The sequence below is a fragment of the Teichococcus aestuarii genome, from assembly GCF_003116135.1.
Lineage (GTDB): Bacteria > Pseudomonadota > Alphaproteobacteria > Acetobacterales > Acetobacteraceae > Pseudoroseomonas > Pseudoroseomonas aestuarii.
This window is the reverse complement of record NZ_PDOA01000006.1, coordinates 100,285-117,932: the sequence shown is the minus strand read 5'-3', so window position 1 is coordinate 117,932 and position 17,648 is coordinate 100,285. Positions and strand designations below refer to the sequence as shown.

Annotated in this window: 14 protein-coding genes; 12 read left to right on the top strand and 2 right to left on the bottom strand. The window is 73.7% G+C overall.

Annotated features, from left to right (window positions below; genetic code table 11):
* Window positions 1–16: 16 nt before the first annotated feature.
* On the bottom strand, window positions 17–811 hold the full coding sequence (locus CR165_RS11310; protein WP_181378108.1) for an IclR family transcriptional regulator domain-containing protein: 795 nt from the start codon (window positions 809–811) through the stop codon (window positions 17–19).
* 191 nt (window positions 812–1,002) lie between these two features.
* Between CR165_RS11310 and CR165_RS11305 the strand changes: the two genes are divergently transcribed.
* The 8 genes from CR165_RS11305 to CR165_RS11270 all read left to right on the top strand — a co-directional run bounded on the left by CR165_RS11305 (window position 1,003) and on the right by CR165_RS11270 (window position 10,375).
* The gene (locus tag CR165_RS11305; RefSeq protein ID WP_109517096.1) at window positions 1,003–2,325 is read left to right on the top strand and encodes a CaiB/BaiF CoA transferase family protein; all 1,323 of its coding nucleotides are present in this window, start codon (window positions 1,003–1,005) and stop codon (window positions 2,323–2,325) included.
* Complete coding sequence (locus CR165_RS11300) at window positions 2,322–3,335, top strand: tripartite tricarboxylate transporter substrate binding protein (RefSeq protein ID WP_109517095.1); 1,014 nt, start codon at window positions 2,322–2,324, stop codon at window positions 3,333–3,335. Before CR165_RS11305 ends, CR165_RS11300 begins: the two co-directional genes overlap by 4 nt.
* An 18-nt stretch (window positions 3,336–3,353) precedes the next feature.
* On the top strand, window positions 3,354–4,502 hold the full coding sequence (locus CR165_RS11295; protein ID WP_109517094.1) for an acyl-CoA dehydrogenase family protein: 1,149 nt from the start codon (window positions 3,354–3,356) through the stop codon (window positions 4,500–4,502).
* An 11-nt stretch (window positions 4,503–4,513) separates the two neighbouring features.
* Complete coding sequence (locus CR165_RS11290; protein ID WP_109517197.1) at window positions 4,514–5,527, top strand: acyl-CoA dehydrogenase family protein; 1,014 nt, start codon at window positions 4,514–4,516, stop codon at window positions 5,525–5,527.
* A complete protein-coding gene (locus CR165_RS11285) occupies window positions 5,524–6,318 on the top strand; it encodes a crotonase/enoyl-CoA hydratase family protein (RefSeq protein WP_109517093.1) in 795 nt (264 codons plus the stop codon). The genes CR165_RS11290 and CR165_RS11285 overlap by 4 nt, the downstream gene beginning before the upstream one ends.
* Complete coding sequence (locus CR165_RS11280; RefSeq protein ID WP_109517092.1) at window positions 6,315–7,088, top strand: tyrosine-protein phosphatase; 774 nt, start codon at window positions 6,315–6,317, stop codon at window positions 7,086–7,088. Before CR165_RS11285 ends, CR165_RS11280 begins: the two co-directional genes overlap by 4 nt.
* A 69-nt stretch (window positions 7,089–7,157) precedes the next feature.
* Entirely contained in the window at window positions 7,158–8,138 is a 981-nt protein-coding gene (locus CR165_RS11275) for a tripartite tricarboxylate transporter substrate binding protein (RefSeq protein WP_109517091.1), read from the top strand.
* A gap of 62 nt (window positions 8,139–8,200) precedes the next feature.
* Entirely contained in the window at window positions 8,201–10,375 is a 2,175-nt protein-coding gene (locus CR165_RS11270; protein ID WP_109517090.1) for an acetate--CoA ligase family protein, read from the top strand.
* Here CR165_RS11270 and CR165_RS11265 read toward each other — a convergent pair.
* Window positions 10,335–11,342, bottom strand: a complete 1,008-nt coding sequence (locus tag CR165_RS11265) for an NADPH:quinone oxidoreductase family protein (protein WP_109517089.1) — start codon at window positions 11,340–11,342, stop codon at window positions 10,335–10,337. The two genes, CR165_RS11270 and CR165_RS11265, sit on opposite strands and share 41 nt — an antisense overlap.
* A gap of 112 nt (window positions 11,343–11,454) precedes the next feature.
* Between CR165_RS11265 and CR165_RS11260 the strand changes: the two genes are divergently transcribed.
* The 4 genes from CR165_RS11260 (at window position 11,455) to CR165_RS11245 (ending at window position 17,637) form a co-directional block, all read left to right on the top strand.
* Window positions 11,455–12,693 carry an acyl-CoA dehydrogenase family protein gene (locus CR165_RS11260; protein ID WP_109517088.1) on the top strand — a complete coding sequence of 413 codons (1,239 nt, stop codon included), beginning with the start codon at window positions 11,455–11,457 and terminating at the stop codon, window positions 12,691–12,693.
* An 8-nt stretch (window positions 12,694–12,701) separates the two neighbouring features.
* Window positions 12,702–13,490, top strand: a complete 789-nt coding sequence (locus CR165_RS11255) for an SDR family NAD(P)-dependent oxidoreductase (protein ID WP_109517196.1) — start codon at window positions 12,702–12,704, stop codon at window positions 13,488–13,490.
* Window positions 13,491–13,494: 4 nt separating this feature from the next.
* A complete protein-coding gene (locus CR165_RS11250; protein WP_109517087.1) occupies window positions 13,495–14,565 on the top strand; it encodes a phosphotransferase family protein in 1,071 nt (356 codons plus the stop codon).
* Window positions 14,566–14,670: 105 nt separating this feature from the next.
* Complete coding sequence (locus CR165_RS11245) at window positions 14,671–17,637, top strand: HWE histidine kinase domain-containing protein (RefSeq protein WP_146201883.1); 2,967 nt, start codon at window positions 14,671–14,673, stop codon at window positions 17,635–17,637.
* Window positions 17,638–17,648: the final 11 nt, after the last annotated feature.

Genomic DNA, 17,648 nt, shown 5'->3' with positions numbered 1-17,648 from the left:
CCGGGCGGGGGCGCCGTCAGCCGGGGCGCTTCAGGCCGCTCAGGGCCTCGGCCAGCTCCCGCGCCGCCTGCTGCAGCGCCGGCAGCAGCTTCTGCACGACGCTCCCCTGGTCGATGGCATCGCGCAGATACATCAGGTTCAGCGCGGCGATGGCCACGCCTCCCTCCAGCACCGGCACGCCGATGGCGCTGGCCATCCCACCATAGTCGCGCGCTGCATAGGCCTCATCCATCCCGGCATAGCCCTCGGTGCGGATGCGGTGCAGCAGGGCTTCCAGCGACGCCGGCTGCCGGGCGGGCTCGTTCCAGGGCTCGGGCAGGCGGGCGGCGCGTTCCAGCGCCTGGCGCCGGTCCGCCTCGCTGCAATGGGCGAGATAGGCACGGCCGAGCGAGGTGGCCAGGATCGGCGCGCGGAAGCCGGGCCGGCGCTCGAACAGGAAGCGCCCGCCCTCGCCGCGGCTGGTGTGCACCACCACCATGGCATCGCCGTCGAACACGCCGATATCGGAGGGCCAGCCGATGCCGCGCCGCAGCCGCGTCATCACCGGCGTGGCGGCAAGCCCGACCTCGCGTTGCAGCTCATAGCCGGCGCTCAGTTCCAGGGTGCGGCCCGTGGGGAGGTAGTGCGGCTGGCCTGGCTGGCGCGCCACGAAGCCGGCATGGATCAGCGTCTCCAGCATCCGCACCACGGTGGGCTGGTTCAGGCCGGTCGCCTCATGGATCTCGCGCACCGTGGCGCTGCGCAGGTGGTTCACCGCCCGCAGCACCTCCAAGCCCCGCAGCACGGCGGTGACAGGCTCGTAGGAGGGCATGCCCGGCGGACTCCTCGCAAAGACGGCCGGCTTCAAGGAAAGCCCCAGGCCAGCCGATTCCCGGTTCACGGCCCGGGGGGAGCGTGTCATAGTCCCTATGAAACGTCATTTCAAACAATGAAACTCTGCCTCGGATGCAGAACCGCGCGCCATCTTGCACGAGGCGCCGCAGGCCAGGGAGGAGACGCCGCATGCGCCATCACGCGCCCGCGGAGGAGTCCGTGAACGGGGAAGGGGAGGGCGCCGCCGCGCCGGGACCGCTGGCCGGGCTGAAGGTGCTGGACCTCTCCCGCGTGCTGGCGGCGCCCTGGGCCACCCAGATCCTGGGCGACCTCGGCGCCGAGGTGCTGAAGGTGGAGCAGCCCGGCGGCGGCGACGACACCCGCCGCTGGGGCCCGCCCTTCCTGGAGGACGGCTCCGAGCGGCCGGACGCGGCCTACTACCTCTGCGCCAACCGCAACAAGCAGTCCCTCGCCATCGACTTCGCCCGGCCGGAGGGCGCCGCGCTGGTCCGCCGCCTCGCCCTGCAGGCGGACATCCTGGTGGAGAATTTCCGCACCGGCGGCCTGGAGAAGTACGGGCTGGACAAGGCCACGCTCTGCGCCGCCAACCCGCGGCTGATCTACTGCTCCATCACCGGCTTCGGCCATACCGGCCCTTATGCCCAGCGTGGCGGCTACGATTTCCTGATCCAGGGCATGAGCGGCCTGATGAGCATCACCGGCCGGCCCGATGGCGCGCCGGGCGCCGGGCCGATGAAGGTGGGCCTGCCGGTGAGCGACCTCTTCACCGGCCTCTATGCCACCATCTCCATCCTGGCGGCCCTGCGCGAGCGTGACCGCAGCGGTCAGGGCCAGCATCTCGACTGCGCGCTGCTCGACAGCCAGCTTGCCCTGCTGGTCAACCAGGGGATGAACTACCTGGTGGGCGGCGCGGTGCCGCAGCGGCTCGGCAACGACCATCCCAACGTGGTGCCCTACCGGGACTTCGCCGCGGCGGACGACTACGTCATCGTCGCCTGCGGCAATGACGGGCAGTTCCGCGCGCTCTGCCAGCTGCTCGGCCTGGACGAGATGGCCGAGGACCCGCGCTACGCGACCAATGCCGGCCGCGCGCGCGAGCGGCGGACGCTGGAGCTGGCGCTGGCCAAGGCCATCGCCCCCTGGAAGGCGGCGGACCTGCTGGCGGCCATGGCGAAGGCCGGCGTGCCCGGCGGCCCCATCAACACCATCGACCAGGTGCTGGCCGACCCGCAGGTGGCGGCGCGCGGCCTGCTGCAGGCCATGCGCCGCGCCGATGGCACGGCGCTGACGGTGATCGGCTATCCCGGCCGGTTCTCCCGCACGCCGCCCAGCTACCGCCAGGCGCCCCCCTGGCTGGGCCAGGACACCGAGGCGGTGCTGGCGGGCACGCTGGGTCTTGAGCCCCGGGAGATCGCGCGCCTGCAGGCGGCGGGCGTGGTGCAGTGCGCCGTGCCCCGTGCCGCGCGTCAGGATGTGGAGTTGCCGGCATGACGTCCTCTCCGCTCGTCGGGCGCCGCGCCCTGCTGGCCGCCGCCACCTTGCCCGCGGCCCTCGCGGCCAATCCTGCCGCCCAGGCCCAGGCCCAGGGTCATGCCCAGGCTCATGCCTGGCCGCAGCGCCCCGTCCGGCTGATCATCCCCTTCCCGCCCGGCGGCCCGACCGACATCGTCGCGCGCGTGCTGGCCGAGCGGATCGGCCGCGAGATCGGCCAGGCCGTGGTGGCCGAGAACCGGCCCGGGGCCAATGGCAACATCGGCAACGACGCCGTGGCCAAGGCGGAGCCCGACGGCTACACGGTGCTCTACAACACCTCCTCCATCGCGCTCAGCCCGGCGCTCTATGCCCAGCTGCCCTATGACGCGCTGCGCGACCTGCGGCCCGTGGCGCTGACGGCCACCATCCCGCTGGTGCTGGCGGTGAACGCCGAGCTGCCGGTGCAGGACGTGGCGGGCTTCGTCGCGCATCTCAGGGCACGGCCGGGGCAGCTCACCTATGGCTCGGCGGGCAATGGCAACGTCACCCATCTCGCCGCCTTCATGCTGCTGCGCGCCCAGGGGCTGGAGGCGGTGCACGTGCCCTATCGCGGCAGCGCGCCGGCGCTGCTGGATGCCGCCGCCGGCCGCGTGCAGTTCCTCACCGACACGGTGAATTCCGCCCTTCCGCTGATCCGCGATGGCCGCCTGCGGGCGCTGGCCGTCACCAGCCCGCGCCGCATCGCGCCGCTGCCCGATGTGCCGGCCCTGGCGGAGACCCTGATGCCCGGCTTCGAGGTGGGAGCCTGGCAGGGGATGATGCTGCCTGCGCGCACGCCGGAGGCCATCGTCGCCCGGCTGAACGGCGCCGTTCTGGCCGCCCTGGCCGATGCCGATGTGCGCGCCCGCCTCGCCGGCCAGGGTACCGAGCCGCTGGGCGGCACGCCGGAATCCTATGGCGCGTATCTGCGTTCCGAGACGGCCCGCTGGGGCAGGGTCATCGCCGAGAGCGGCGTCCGGCTGGACTGAAGGGAAGACAACGAAGCCATGCTCGCCGCCCTGCCGCTGTCCGCCATCCCGGCCGAGGACGAGGCGCTGCGCCCGGCCATCCGCGCCTTCCTGGCGGAGCACGTGCCGCAGATCCCGCCCGAGCGGCGCGCCCGCTCCTGGATGGGGTTCGATGCCGGCTTCAGCCGCGCCCTGGGCGGGCAGGGCTGGCTCGGCCTCACCTTCCCGGAGGAATATGGCGGCGCCGGCCGCGGCCCCTTCGCCCGCTATGTGCTGGTGGAGGAGCTGCTCGCCGCCGGCGCCCCCGTCTCCGCCCACTGGATCGCCGACCGGCAGAGCGGGCCGCTGATCCTGCGCTTCGGCACGGAGGCGCAGCGGCGCTTCCACCTGCCGCGCATCTGCCGCGGCGAGAGCTTCTTCTGCATCGGCATGAGCGAGCCGGACACCGGCTCGGACCTCGCCAGCGTCAGCACCCGGGCGGTGCGCGAGGCGGGCGGCTGGCGGCTGAACGGCGCCAAGATCTGGACCACCAACGCGCACCACTCGCATTACATGATCGCGCTGGTGCGCAGCTCCGGCACGGCGCAGGACCGGCACAAGGGGCTGTCGCAGTTCATCATCGACCTCTCGCTGCCCGGCGTGCGCATCAGCCCGATCCGCGACCTGGCGGGCGACGCGCATTTCTCCGAGGTGGTGTTCGAGGATGTGCTGCTGCCGGAGGACGCGCTGGTCGGCGAGGAGGGCGCTGGCTGGGCGCAGGTGAATGCCGAGCTGGCCTTCGAGCGCAGCGGGCCGGAGCGCGTGCTCTCCTCCGCCGTGCTGCTCGACGAATGGATCGGCTGGCTGCGGGCGGGGGCGGCGGACGCGGCCTCCACCGCGCTGCTCGGACGGCTGCTCGGGCATCTGGCCGTGCTGCGCGCCATGTCGGTGGCCGTGACGGACCGCCTGGTGCGCGGTGAGAGCCCGGTGGTGGAGGCGGCGCTGGTGAAGGACCTCGGCACCGAGTTCGAGCAGGCTGTCCCCGCCCTGCTGGAGGACCGGCTGGGCGCCGACCCGGCGCGCGAGCCGCCCGCCGCGCTGCTGCGCGCCCTGGCCTATACCAGCGCCATGGCGCCCTCCTATTCGCTGCGCGGCGGCACACGGGAAATCCTGCGCGGCATGATCGCGCGCGGCATGGGGTTGCGCTGATGGACGCCGTGATGACCGACGACCTGCTGGCCCGGGCCGCGGCGGAGCTGTTCGCGCGCCATGCCGCCCCCGCCGCCGTGCGGGCCATCCAAGAGGGCGGCCCCGCCGATGCGCTGTGGGCCGCGGTGGAGGAGGCCGGCTTCGCCGACGCGCTGGTGCCGGAGGCGGCCGGCGGCGCCGGGCTCGCGCTTTCCGAGGCGCTGCCCGTGCTGCTTGCCGCCGGCCGCGCCGCGGCCCCCCTGCCGCTGGGCGAGACCATGCTTGCCCGCGCTGCCCTGGCCGGCGCCGGGCTTGAGGTGCCGCCCGGCCCCATCGCGCTGGCCGAGGCGCTGCCGGGCGAAGTGCCGCGCGGCCGGATCGCGGCGGCGGGGCCGGCGGCCTGGGTGCTGCTGCCCCGGCCGGAGGGCGGCGCGTGGCTGCTGCCCGCCGACGGCGCCACGCGGGAGGACAGTTCCTCCTATGGCGCCGTGCTGCGCTGGGCCTCGGCCGGGAATGCGCGCGCGCTGCCGCAAGCGGACTGGCTGGCCGCCGGCGCCTTCGCCACACTGGCCGGCATGGCCGGCGCGCTGGAGCGCATGCTGGAGGAGACGGTGCGCTATGCCGGGGAGCGCCGCCAGTTCGGCCGCCCCATCGCCGCCTTCCAGGCCGTGCAGCAGCAGATCAGCCTGATGACGGAGGATGTCTTCGCCGCGCGCATCGCCGCCCAGCTCGCGGCGCTGCCGGGCGGATCGGGCGTGGCGGGGCTCGACACGGCGCGCGTCGCCGCCGCCAAGGCGCGCATCGGCGAGGCAGCCTCGCGCGCCGCCGGCATCGCGCATGCGGTGCACGGCGCCATGGGCATCACCGCCGAGGTGGACCTGCATCTCTGGACCGGGCTGCTGCACCGGGGCAGGCTGCGCTTCGGGGCCGAGGGCCATTGGAATGCCTGGCTGGGCGCCGAGTTCCTGCGCGGGGCTGACGCCGAATCCCTGGCCTTCGTGCGCGCCCGGCTCGCGCCCCCGCCGCTTGAGGAGACGACGCCTTGAACGACTTCCTGACCATCGCCCGCGACGGCCCCATCGTCACCCTGACGATGAACATGCCGGAGAAGCGCAACGCGCTCTCCATCGAGGGCGGCAGCACGGAGGCCTTCACCGAGGCCTGCGCCTGGATCGCCGCCGAGCGCGACGTGCGCGCGGTGATCCTCACCGGCGCCGGCAGCGCCTTCTCGGCCGGCGGCGACCTCAAGGCGATGCGCGACCGCTACGGCATGCCGCCGGCCGAGATCCGCGACAGCTACCGGCGGGGAATCCAGAAGATCCCACTGGCGCTCTACGAGCTTGACGTGCCGACCATCGCCGCGGTGAACGGCCCGGCGATCGGCGCGGGGCTCGACCTCGCCTGCATGTGCGACATCCGCATCGGCGCCGAAAGCTCCTCCTATGCCGAGAGCTTCGTGAGCGTCGGCATCGTGCCGGGCGATGGCGGGGCCTGGCTGCTGCCGCGCGCCGTGGGGCAGTCGATGGCCGCCGAGATGGCCTTCACCGGCGACCGGCTGGACGCGAAGGCGGCGCTGGCCTGCGGCCTGATCTCCCGCGTGGTGCCGGACGGACTGCTGATGGAGGAGGCGCGCTCGCTGGCGGCGCGCATCGCCCGCAACCCGCCGCAGGTGCTGCGCCTGACCAAGCGGCTGCTGCGCGAGGGGCAGCATATGCGCCTCTCCTCGCTGCTGGAGCTGTCCGCCGCCTACCAGGCGCTGGCGCACAGCACGGATGATCATCGCGAGGCGCTGCAATCCTGGTTCGAGAAGCGCCCCGCGCAGTTCCAGGGGCGATGAGCATGGACCACGCCGCCGCCCGCGATGAGGTGCTGCCGCGCCGCGTGCTGCTGGAGGGCTGCACCAACCTGCGCGACCTCGGCGGCTACCGCGCCGCCGATGGGCGGCGGGTGCGCTTCGGGCAGGTGTTCCGCGCCGCCGCGCTGCATGCGCTGACCGAGGCCGATCTCGTGGTGCTGGGGCGGCTCGGCCTGCGCACGGTGTGCGACCTGCGCGGCGAGAAGGAGCGCGCCCGCGCGCCCTCCCGCCTGCCGGAAGGCGGGCCGGAGGTCGTGCCGCTGCCGATCGAGCCCACCGTCGGCGCCGCGCTGCGCGACATCCTGGCCCGCGCCGAGGCGACGGGCGAGGATGTGGTGGGGCTGCTGGGGCAGGCCTACCAGGCCTATGCCACCAGCAAGCTGCCGCAGTACCGCGCGCTGTTCGGCCTGCTGCTGCAACCGGAGCGGCGGCCGCTGGTGTTCCACTGCTCGGCGGGCAAGGACCGCACCGGCTTCGGCGCCGCCCTGCTGCTGACGGCGCTCGGCGTGCCGCGCGAGACCATCCTGGAGGACTACCTCGCCACCAACCGCTTCTGGGACGGTCACGCCGCGCTGCCGCCCGGCACGCCGCCCGCCGTCTCCGAGGCGCTGAAGCGCGCCCACGCGCCACTGCTGGAAGCGGCGCTGGCGACGGCGCTGCGCGGCCACGCGGATACCGACGCCTTCCTCGAGGCCGCGCTGGGGCTGGACGCGCCCCGCCGCGCCGCGCTGCGCGACAGCCTGCTCGAATAGGCGCGGCACCACAGACCACCCGCCAGCGGCCGCCGCCTGAATGAGCGGCCGCGGCAACAGGAGGACACCATGGAAAGACGAGATGTTCTGCGGGCGGCCACCGCCCTGGCGCTAGGCGGTGCCGCCGCCGCCCGGCCGCGCCCGGCCCGCGCGGCGGCCTTCCCGACGCGGCCGGTGACCATCGTGGTCCCCTTCCCGCCGGGCGGCTCCACCGACGTCGCGGCCCGCACCATGGCGGACAGCATGGCGCCCCTGCTGGGGCAGCCGGTGATCATCGAGAACAAGCCCGGCGCGCAGACCATCATCGGCGCCGAGGCGGTGGCCCGCGCGGCGCCGGACGGGCACACGCTGCTGATGTCCTCCGGCACCACGCTGACGCTGAACCCGCTGCTGCCAGACCGGCTGCCCTACAAGCCGGAGGATTTCGCGCCCGTCGTGCTGGTCTCCAAGCTGCCCTTCGCCGTGGCGGTGAAGAGCGGGCTGCCGAAGACCATCCCCGAATTCGTCGCGCTGGCGAAGAAGCAGCCGGGCAAGCTGAACTACGGCTCGAATGGCCCCACCAGCTTCAACAACATCGCCGCCATCGTCGCCTTCGAGGGGATGGGCATCCGGCTCACCGAGGTGACCTATCGCGGCGATTCCCAGCAGCTCACCGACCTGCTGGGCGGCACGCTGGACGCCATCGTGGTGGGCGGCAGCTCCGGCCTCAACGCGCACCGCTCGGGCCGCGCCCACATCATCGGCTGGACGGGCGAGCAACGCGTGGCGGCGACGCCCGACATCCCCAACTTCTCCGAGTTCGGCCCGAACATGGTGGCGCAGACCTGGTTCGGCCTGCTCGCCCCCGCCCGCACCCCGCCCGAGGCCGTGGCGGCGCTGAACGCCGCCGCGCTGAAGGCCATGGAAGCGCAGGCGCTGCGCGAGCGGCTGCTGGCGGAGGCGCAATACGTCGCTGGCGGCTCGCCGGAGGATTTCGCCACCTTCCTGCGCACCGAGATGGAGCGCTGGCGCCCGCTGGTGCAGCGCCTCGCCGCCACGGCACCCCGCTAGGGACACCCGCCGGCCGGGCGCCGCCGCCCGGCCGGACCAAGAAGCCCGAGAGTCTGGACACGATGCCTGAAGCCCACTTCCTCGCCTCCCGCCCGCTCTACCGCGCGGCCGATCTGCGCCCGCTGCTCTCGCCACGGAGCATCGCCGTGGTCGGCGCCTCGGCCCGCAAGGGCTCCTTCGGCGAGCGCACGGTGCACCACCTCTCCGGCTTCACCGGCCGGCTGCACCTGGTGAATGCGCGCTACGACCGGCTGGGCGAGCGCCCCTGCCACCCCAGCCTCACCGCCCTGCCGGAGGTGCCGGACCTCGTGGTGGCCGCCACCCCGCTGGAGGCCGCCGAGGCGGTGCTGGAGGAGTGCATCGCCCTCGGCGCCGGAGCGCTGGTGCTCTACGCGGCGGGCTTCGCCGAGACGGGGCGCGCGGAGCGGGTGGAATTGCAGGCGCGGCTGGTGGCGCGGGCGCGGCAGGGCGGGGTGCGGCTGGTCGGGCCGAACTGCCTGGGGGTGGTGGACTATGCGAGCGGTGCCGGCGCCAGCTTCATGACGGTGCCGCGCCCGGCGCGGCCGCTCAGCGGCCCGGCCATCGGCATTGTCAGCCAGTCGGGCAATCTGGGCTTCGCGCTGGCGCAGGCCACCGAGGCGGGGGTGGCCATCGGCCGCATCCTCACCTGCGGCAACTCGGCCGATGTCGATGTGGCCGACTATGTGGCGGCCCTGGCCGAGGATCCCGCCTGCTCGGCCATCGCCCTGCTGTTCGAGGGCATGGCGGACCCGCGCCGCCTGCTGGAGGCCGCCGAACTGGCCTGGGCCAACGACAAGCCGCTGGTGGTGCACAAGCTGGCCACCGGCGCCAGCGGGGCGGAGGCCGCGCTCTCCCACACCGGCTCGCTGGCGGGGTCGGACGCCGCCTACCGCGCCGCCTTCGCGCGCAGCGGCGCGGTGATGGCCGAGCAATACGAGGGGCTGCTGGAGCTGGCCGGCTTCCTGGCCAAGGCGCCGGCGCCGCGCGCGGCGGGGGTGGCGGTGGTCTCCACCTCCGGCGGCTCGGCCATCATGGCGGCGGACCGGGCGGAGGTGCGCGGCATCGCCATGCCGCAGCCGGGCGAGGCGGCGCGCGCCGTGCTGGAGGCGCGCATCCCGGAATTCGGCTCCGCCCGCAACCCCTGCGACGTGACGGCGCAGGTGCTGACCGACCCGGAATCGCTCCGCGCCTGCGCCGGCGCGCTGCTGGCCGACCCCGCCTTCGGCACGCTGATCCTGCCCAATGGCTATGCCTACGACACCGCCACGCCACGCTTCGCCATGCTGAACGAGCTTGCCGCCGAGCATGGCAAGCCCGCCTGCGTGGTCTGGACCAGCCAGTATCTCGAAGGCCCCGGCGCGCGGGAGGCGGAGGCGCAGCCGCATGTGGCGCTGTTCCGCTCGATGGACCGCTGCATGGCGGCGCTCGGCGCCTGGCAGGCGCGCGGGGCGCTCCGCGCGGCGGGCGCGCCGGACCGCCGCCGCGCCGCCCCCGAAGGCGCCGCCGTGGCCGTGGCCGCGCTGCTGGACCGCGCTTCCGGCCCGGTGCTGACCGAGCGCGAGGCCAAGGCCGTGCTCGCCGCCTATGGCGTGCCCGTGGTGGCCGAGACGCTGGTGAACGATGCCGAGGCCGCCGTGGCCGCCGCCGAGGCCGCCGGCTACCCGGTGGTGCTGAAGGTCGAATCCCCCGACCTGCCGCACAAGACGGAGGCCGGTGTCATCCGCCTGAACCTGAGCAACGCCGCGGCGGTGCGCGCCGCCCATGCCGAGGTGATGGCCAATGCCGCCCGCGCGGCGCCCGGTGCGCGCCTCAACGGCGTGCTGGTGCAGCCCATGGTGCCGGCCGGCATCGAGATGGTGGTGGGCGCCGTGCGCGACCCGCTCTTCGGCCCGACCGTGCTGGTGGGTCTGGGCGGGATCCTGGTGGAACTGCTGCGCGACAGCGCCGTGGCCCTCGCCCCGGTGGGCCATGCCGAGGCGCGGGCGATGCTGGCGCGGCTGAAGGGCGCGAAGCTGCTGGAGGGCTTCCGCAACCTGCCCGCCGTGGATCTCGACACCCTGGCCGGCATCGTCCAGCGCGTCTCGGAGCTGGCGGCGGACCATGCGGACCGCATCGCCGAGATCGACGTGAACCCGGTGATCTGCAACGGCACCCGTCAGCTGGCGGTGGACGCGCTCATCGCGCTGCGCCCGCCGGAGACGGCGCCGCGTGGGTGAGCAGCACCAGCTTGCCCGTGGCGCGCCGCGCGGCGAGCGCCTCCAGCGCCTCGGCGGCCTGCTCCAGCGGATAGGTGGCGGAGATATGCGGCGCAAGCCGCCCCGCCGCCACCCAGGCGAACAGCTGGGCCAGCAGGGCGCGGTTGGCCTCCGGCTCGCGCCGCGCGAACTCGCCGTAGAACACGCCGATAATGGCGCAGCCCTTCAGCAGCGCGAGGTTGAAGGGCAGGCGCGGGATCTCGCCGCTCGCGAAGCCCACCACCAGGTAGCGCCCGCGCCAGGCCGTGGAGCGCAGCGCCGGCTCGGCCTGCGCGCCGCCGACGGGATCGAACACCACGTCCACGCCGCGCCCGCCGGTGAGGGCGCGCAATTCGTCGCGCCAGCCCTCGGCGGTGTAGTCGATGGCGGCCTCGGCGCCCTGCGCCAGGCAGGCCGCGCGCTTCTCGGCCGTGGAGGCGGCGGCGATGACGCGCGCGCCGAGCAGCCGGCCGATCTGGATGGCCGCCATGCCGGTGCCGCCGGCAGCACCCAGCACCAGCAGCGTCTCGCCGGGCTGCAGGGCGCCGCGGTCGCGAAGGGCGTGCAGCACCGTGCCGTAGGCAAGGCAGATGGAGGCCGCCGCCGCCGGCGCCACGCCCTCCGGCACCGGCACGATGCGCGCCGCCTCCACCGCCACGGCCTCGGCGAAGCCGCCCCAGGTGATCAGCGCCGCCACGCGGGTGCCGATGGGCGGCCCCGCCACGCCCTCGCCCAGCGCCGCCACGGTGCCGCACACCTCGCCGCCCGGCGCGAAGGGAAGGGGCGGCTTCTGCTGGTATCGCCCCTCGATCAGCAGCGTGTCGGGGAAGTTCACGCCGCAGGCCTCGACATGCAGCAGCACCTCGCCAGGGCCGGCCACCGGCTCCGGCAGCTCCCCGGCGCGCAGGCCGGAAGGGGGACCATAGGCGTGGCAGAGCATGGCTTTCATCGGCGGCGTTCTCCCGGGCGATCCTTGGCGCCCAGCCTGGACACGCGGCGGCATCCGCGCAAGCCTGTGCGCCACACCCAATCGACCTGAACGAAGAGACGGAGCGGAACGGATGGATTTCAGTCACTCGCCGAAGGTGGCGGCGCTGCGGGAGCGGCTGCTCGCCTTCGTGGACGAGCACATCGCGCCGAACGACCACCTGCACCACGAGCAGCAGGCGGCGATGACCGACCGCTGGCAGCCGGTGCCGATCACCGAGGCGCTGAAGCCCAAGGCGCGCGAGGCGGGGCTGTGGAACCTCTTCCTGCCCGAATCGGGCCATGGCGCCGGCCTCACCAACCTCGAATACGCGCCGCTTGCCGAGATCATGGGCCGCTACCCGTGGTCGAGCGAGGTGTTCAACTGCTCCGCGCCCGACACGGGCAACATGGAGACGCTGGAGCGCTACGCGACCGAGGAGCACAAGGAGCGCTGGCTGAAGCCGCTGCTGGCCGGCGAGATCCGTTCCTGCTTCGCCATGACGGAGCCGGACGTCGCCTCGTCGGATGCCACCAACATCCAGACGCGCATCGTGCGGGATGGCGACCACTACGTCATCAATGGCCGCAAGTGGTGGTCCTCGGGCGCGGGCGATCCGCGCTGCGCCATCTTCATCGTCATGGGCAAGACCGACCCGGAGGCGGAGAAGCACAAGCAGCAATCGATGATCCTGGTGCCGCGCGACACGCCGGGCGTTACCATCAAGCGCATGCTGCCGGTGTTCGGCTTCGACGACGCGCCGCACGGCCATGCCGAGATCCTGTTCGAGAATGTGCGCGTGCCGGCCGGCAACATCCTGCTCGGCGAGGGCCGCGGCTTCGAGATCGCGCAGGGGCGGCTTGGCCCGGGGCGCATCCACCACTGCATGCGCGCCATCGGCCTGGCCGAGCGGGCGCTCGAGATGATGTGCCGCCGCTCGCTGGAGCGCCGCCCCTTCGGCAAGCCGCTCGCCGACCAGGGCGTGATCATCGACCGCATCGCGCAGTCGCGCATCCTGATCGACCAGTGCCGGCTGCTGACGCTGCACGCGGCGTGGCGGATGGACACGGTGGGCAACAAGGTGGCGCGCACCGAGATCGCCGAGATCAAGGTGGCGGCGCCGGACATGGCCTGCCAGGTGATCGACTGGGCGATCCAGGCGCATGGCGCCGCCGGCGTCACCGAGGATTTCGGACTGGCCTACATGTACAAGATCGCCCGCACGCTGCGCATCGTCGATGGGCCGGACGAGGTGCACAAGTTCCAGCTCGGCCGCATGGAACTGAACAAGTACCGCGCCCCGCGCAACGCCCGCCCGGGAGAATCCGTGTGAACACCGCCATGGACCGCTCGCTCTTCGACCTCACCGGGCAGGTGGCGGTCGTCACCGGCGCCTCGCGCGGCATCGGCCGCGCCATCGCCGAGCGCATGGCGCAGCAGGGGGCGAAGGTCGTCGTCTCCTCCCGCAAGCTCGACGCCTGCCAGGAGGTGGTGGACGGCATCACCGCACGCGGCGGCGAGGCCTTCGCCCATGCCTGCAACATCGGCCGCAAGCCGGAATTGCAGGCGCTGGTCGATGCCACCATGGCGCGCTGGGGCCGTATCGACACGCTGGTCTGCAACGCCGCGGTCAACCCCTATTTCGGCCCGGCCATCGACATGCCGGACGAGGCCTTCGACAAGATCATGGGCTCCAATGTCCGCTCCAACCTGTGGCTGGCCCACATGGTGATGCCGGGCATGGCGGAGCGCGGCGGCGGCACGGTGGTCGTCATCTCCTCCATCGCCGGGCTGCGCGGCTCGCCGGTGCTGGGCGGCTATGCCATCTCCAAGGCGGCCGACATGCAGCTCGTGCGCAACATCGCGGTGGAATGGGGGCCGCGCAACGTGCGCGCCAACTGCATCGCCCCCGGCCTGGTGCGCACCGACTTCGCCCGCGCGCTGTGGGAGGACCCCGAGATCTACCGCAAGCGCACGCGGGACACACCGCTCCAGCGCATCGGCGAGCCGGACGAGATCGCCGGCGCGGCGGTGTTCCTGGCCTCGGCGGCCGGCAGCTTCATGACGGGGCAGACCATCGTCATCGATGGCGGGATCGTCGCGGGCTCGCCGGCCACCGGGGAGGAGTAGGGCCATGCCAGAGAGCGCGCTGGCCGGCACGCCCGCGCTGGTGCCCGTGCTGGAGAACCACCGCTTCGACGAGGCGGCGCTGCGGCGCCACCTCGCCGGGCGGCTGCCGGGCTTCGAGGGGGCGGTGGCCATCCGCCAGTTCCAGGGCGGCCAGTCCAACCCCACCTTCCATGTGGCGACGGATGCGGGCGACTACGTGCTGCGCAAGAAGCCGCCCGGCAAGCTGCTGCCGAGCGCCCACGCCGTGGAGCGCGAATACCGCGTGATGCGCGCGCTGGAGGGCAGCGGCGTGCCGGTGCCCGCCATGCGCTGGCTCTGCGAGGATGCGGCGGTCATCGGCACCCCCTTCTTCCTGATGGACCACGTCCCCGGCCGCATCTTCCCCGACCGGGTGATGCGCAGCGGAGACCCGGCCGAGCGCGCCGCCATCTATGCGGACCTCGCCCGGGTGCTGGCGGCGCTGCACGCGGTGGATTGGCGCGCCGCGGGCCTCGGCGATTTCGGCAAGCCGGAGGGCTACATGGCCCGCCAGGTGGCGCGCTGGACCAAGCAGTGGCACGCCGCGCAGGTGGAGGAGATGCCGGAGATGGAGAAGCTGGCCGAATGGCTGCCGCGCCATCTGCCGGCGGATGACGAGACGACGCTCGCGCATGGCGATTTCCGCCTAGGCAACGTCATCATCCACCCCACCGAGCCGCGCGTGGTGGCGGTGCTGGACTGGGAACTGGCCACCCTCGGCCACCCGCTGGCCGATCTCGGCTATGCCTGCCTCACCTACCACATGCCGCCCGGCCCGAGCGGGGCCACCGGCCTGCTAGGCGAGGATTTCGCCGCGAGCGGCATTCCGGACCAGGAAAGCTTCGTGGCGGAGTACGCGCAGGCGGCAGGGCGGCCGGTGCCGCGCGACCTCGACGTGTTCATCATCTTCTCCATGTTCCGCCTGGCCTCGATCGTGGCGGGCGTCTGGAAGCGGGCGCTGGACGGCAACGCCGCCGACCCCCGCGCGATCGGCTATCGGGACCGCTACCGCGGCATGGCAGAGGGCGGCTGGGCCATCGCCCAAAGGTTGAGCTGACGCTGGGTTGCACTATTTCGCAGTGTGCTCTTGCTCCGTCCCCATGCGGCATGGCATGGCTGCCCTTGCCCGCTCGCCTGTGTGAATGCGGGCTGAATGTGGCAGATGACGCAGCCGGATCGGCCTGGAGAGCACAAAGCGGGCATTCAGGCCGGGGCGGGGCGGGAACGCTGGCTGCCAGGCCTGCGCGCCTATCTGATCGCCTTCGCCATGGCCCTCCTGCTGCCTGCCCTGGGTATCGGCGGTGCCGTGGCCTGGCAGGCCATCCAGGCCTATCGCGGCGCCTTCGAGGGGCGGCTGCAGGACACGGCACGGGCGCTGGCGCTGGCGCTCGACCGCGAGATCGGCGCCTATGAGGCGACCCTGGCCGGCCTGGCCGCGGCGCCAGAGCTGGACGAGGGGGCAGGCGAGGCGGCCCTCGCCCGGTTCCGCGCCCGGGCCCACGCCATCGCGGCGGCCATGGATAGCTGGGTGGTGGTGCAGGGCCCCGGACCCGACTATGCGATGCTGCTGCACACCCTGGCGCCGGCCGCGCAACCATTGGGCAGCGGGCTGCGCCTGCCGGAGCCGGATGCCCCGGTGCCCCGGGTCTTCCGCACCGGCCGGCCCGCCGTGGGCAGCCTGGCACGGGGACTGCGCTCAGGGCGGCAGGTGGCTTTCGTCTTCGCCCCGGTCACGCGCCAGGGGCGCGTCATCCGCGCCATCGGCATGGCGCTGGACCCCGCCCGCATCGCCCGGCTGCTGGAGCGGCACAACCTGCCCCCCACCGCCTTCGCCGTGGTGACGGACCAGCACGACATGGTCGTCGCCCGTTCCCGCAACCATGCGCGGTATGTCGGGCGCGCCGCGCCAGGCTGGTATGCCGCCGGCAAGGTCGGGCGCACCAGCGGCTTCCTCACAGGGCAGGCCCTGGAGGGGCAGCCCGTGGTGCTCGGCTTCGCCACGCTCGCCGCCGCACCGGGCTGGAGCATCGCCGTCAGCGAGGCCGCGGCGGCCTATGAGGCGAGCTGGCGCCGGCCGATGCAGGCGCTGGCCGTGGGCGCGGCCCTGGCGCTGCTGCTAGGCCTGGCTCTTGCGCTCTGGCTGGGAGGGCGGCTGCTGCGCCCGGTGCGGGCGCTGACCGCCGACGCGGCGACGGTGACGCGCCCCGGCGCCACGCCGCCGCTGCGCGCGGTGCCGATGGCCGTGGCGGAGTTCGAGACGTTGCGCCGCCACCTCGGCGCGGCCGACGCCACGCTGCGCCTGCAGGCGGCGGAGGCGCGCGCCGGCGAGGCCCGGCTGCGCACCGCGCAGGCGGTGGGGCAGCTCGGCGTGTTCGAATACGATGTCGCCCGCGACCGTTTCTGGCGCTCGGAGGAACAGCAGCGCCTGCACGGGTTGGACGCCGGCGCCCCTCAGCCAGACCTGGCCGGCTATCTGGCGCAGGTGCACCCGCAGGACCGGCCCGGCTTCGCCCGGAAGATCGAGGCGGCCTTTCTGGGGAGGGAGGGGGTCTCCACGGTCCATCACGTCTTCCGCTTCCACCGCTTCGACACCGGCGCCGAGCGCTGGCTCGCCGTGGATGCGGAGGTCACGGAGCGCGACCGCGCGACCGGCCGTGCCCTGCGGGTCAATGGCACCACGCGCGACATCACCGAGCACCAGCGAGCGGTCCTTGCGCTGGCGGCCAGCGAGGAGCGCCTGCGGCTGGCCATCGAGGGCACCGGCATGGGCAGCTGGGACCTCGACATCGCCAGCGGCCGGCTCATCTTCTCGCGCCATGTCTTCCTGATGCTGGGCCGCACGCCGCCGCCGGGCGGCGAGACGACGCTGGAGGCCTGGCGCACCCATGTCCACCCTGAGGATCTGCCGGTTCTGCGCGGCGCCTGGCGGCAGGCCGAGCAGGAGGGCAGCCTGTATCACGCCACCTACCGCATCCGCCGCGCCAATGATGGCATGGAGCGCTGGATGGAATCCTATGGCCGCTTCATCCACGCCGCCGGGGCCACCGGCCCGCGCTTCGTCGGCGTCATGTTCGACGTGACGGCGCGGCGCCAGACGGAGGAACGCCAGGGGCTGCTGATGCGCGAGGTGGACCACCGCGCCAAGAACGTGCTGGCCGTTGTGCTCTCCGTGGTGCGGCTCAGCCGCAACGACGATCCGCGTGCCTTCGCGGAGGCCGTGGAGGGAAGAGTGGCCGCGCTGGCGCGGACCCATGAGCTGCTGGCGCGGGAGAAGTGGAGCGGCGCGACCCTGCGGGCCCTGGCCGAGGAGGAACTCGCCGCCTATCGTGGCGCCGCCGCGGGGCGGGAGCGCATCCTGCTGGACGGGCCGCCGCTGCGCCTTGAGGCCTCGGCGGTGCAGCCGCTCTCGATGGCGCTGCATGAGTTGGCGACCAATGCGGCGCGCCATGGCAGCCTGTCCCGCCCGGAGGGGCAGGTGGTGCTGCGCTGGCGGCAGCATGAGGACGGCAGGCTCCGGCTGTGCTGGAGCGAACGGGGAGGGCCGGCCATCCCGGGGCCGCCCACCCGGCAGGGCTTCGGCAGCCGCCTGCTGCGCACGGCGATCACCGGGCAGCTGGACGGCACCGCGGAGCTCGACTGGGACGAGGGCGGGCTGCGCTGCACGATCGCCGTGCCCGGCACGCTGGTCTCCCTGGCGGCGGAGGAGCAGGCCGCCTCCCCGGACGCGGCACCGGCGCCGGGGGAGATGCCGCCTGCCGCCCCTGCGCTGCAGGGGGTGCGGGTGCTGGTGGTCGAGGATGAGGCCCTGATCGCCGAGGATACCGCCCAGATCCTGGCCGCGCTGGGCTGCACCGTGCTGGGCCCCGCGGCGACGCCGGAGGCCGCCCTGGGCCTGCTCGGCAGGGAGGCGCGGCCCGATGTGGCGCTGCTCGATGTCAACCTGGCCGGACGCAGCTCGTTTTCCGTGGCGGAGAAACTGGCCTCACAGGGCGTCCCGGTGGTCTTCATGAGCGGCTACAGCGATCTCGGCGACTGGCGGGGCAAGGCGGCCGCCGTCCTGTGCAAGCCGGTGACGCCGGCGGAGATCGCCTCGGCGTTGCACCGCACAGTGGGGCGGATGCTGGCCTGAACGCCCCGGCG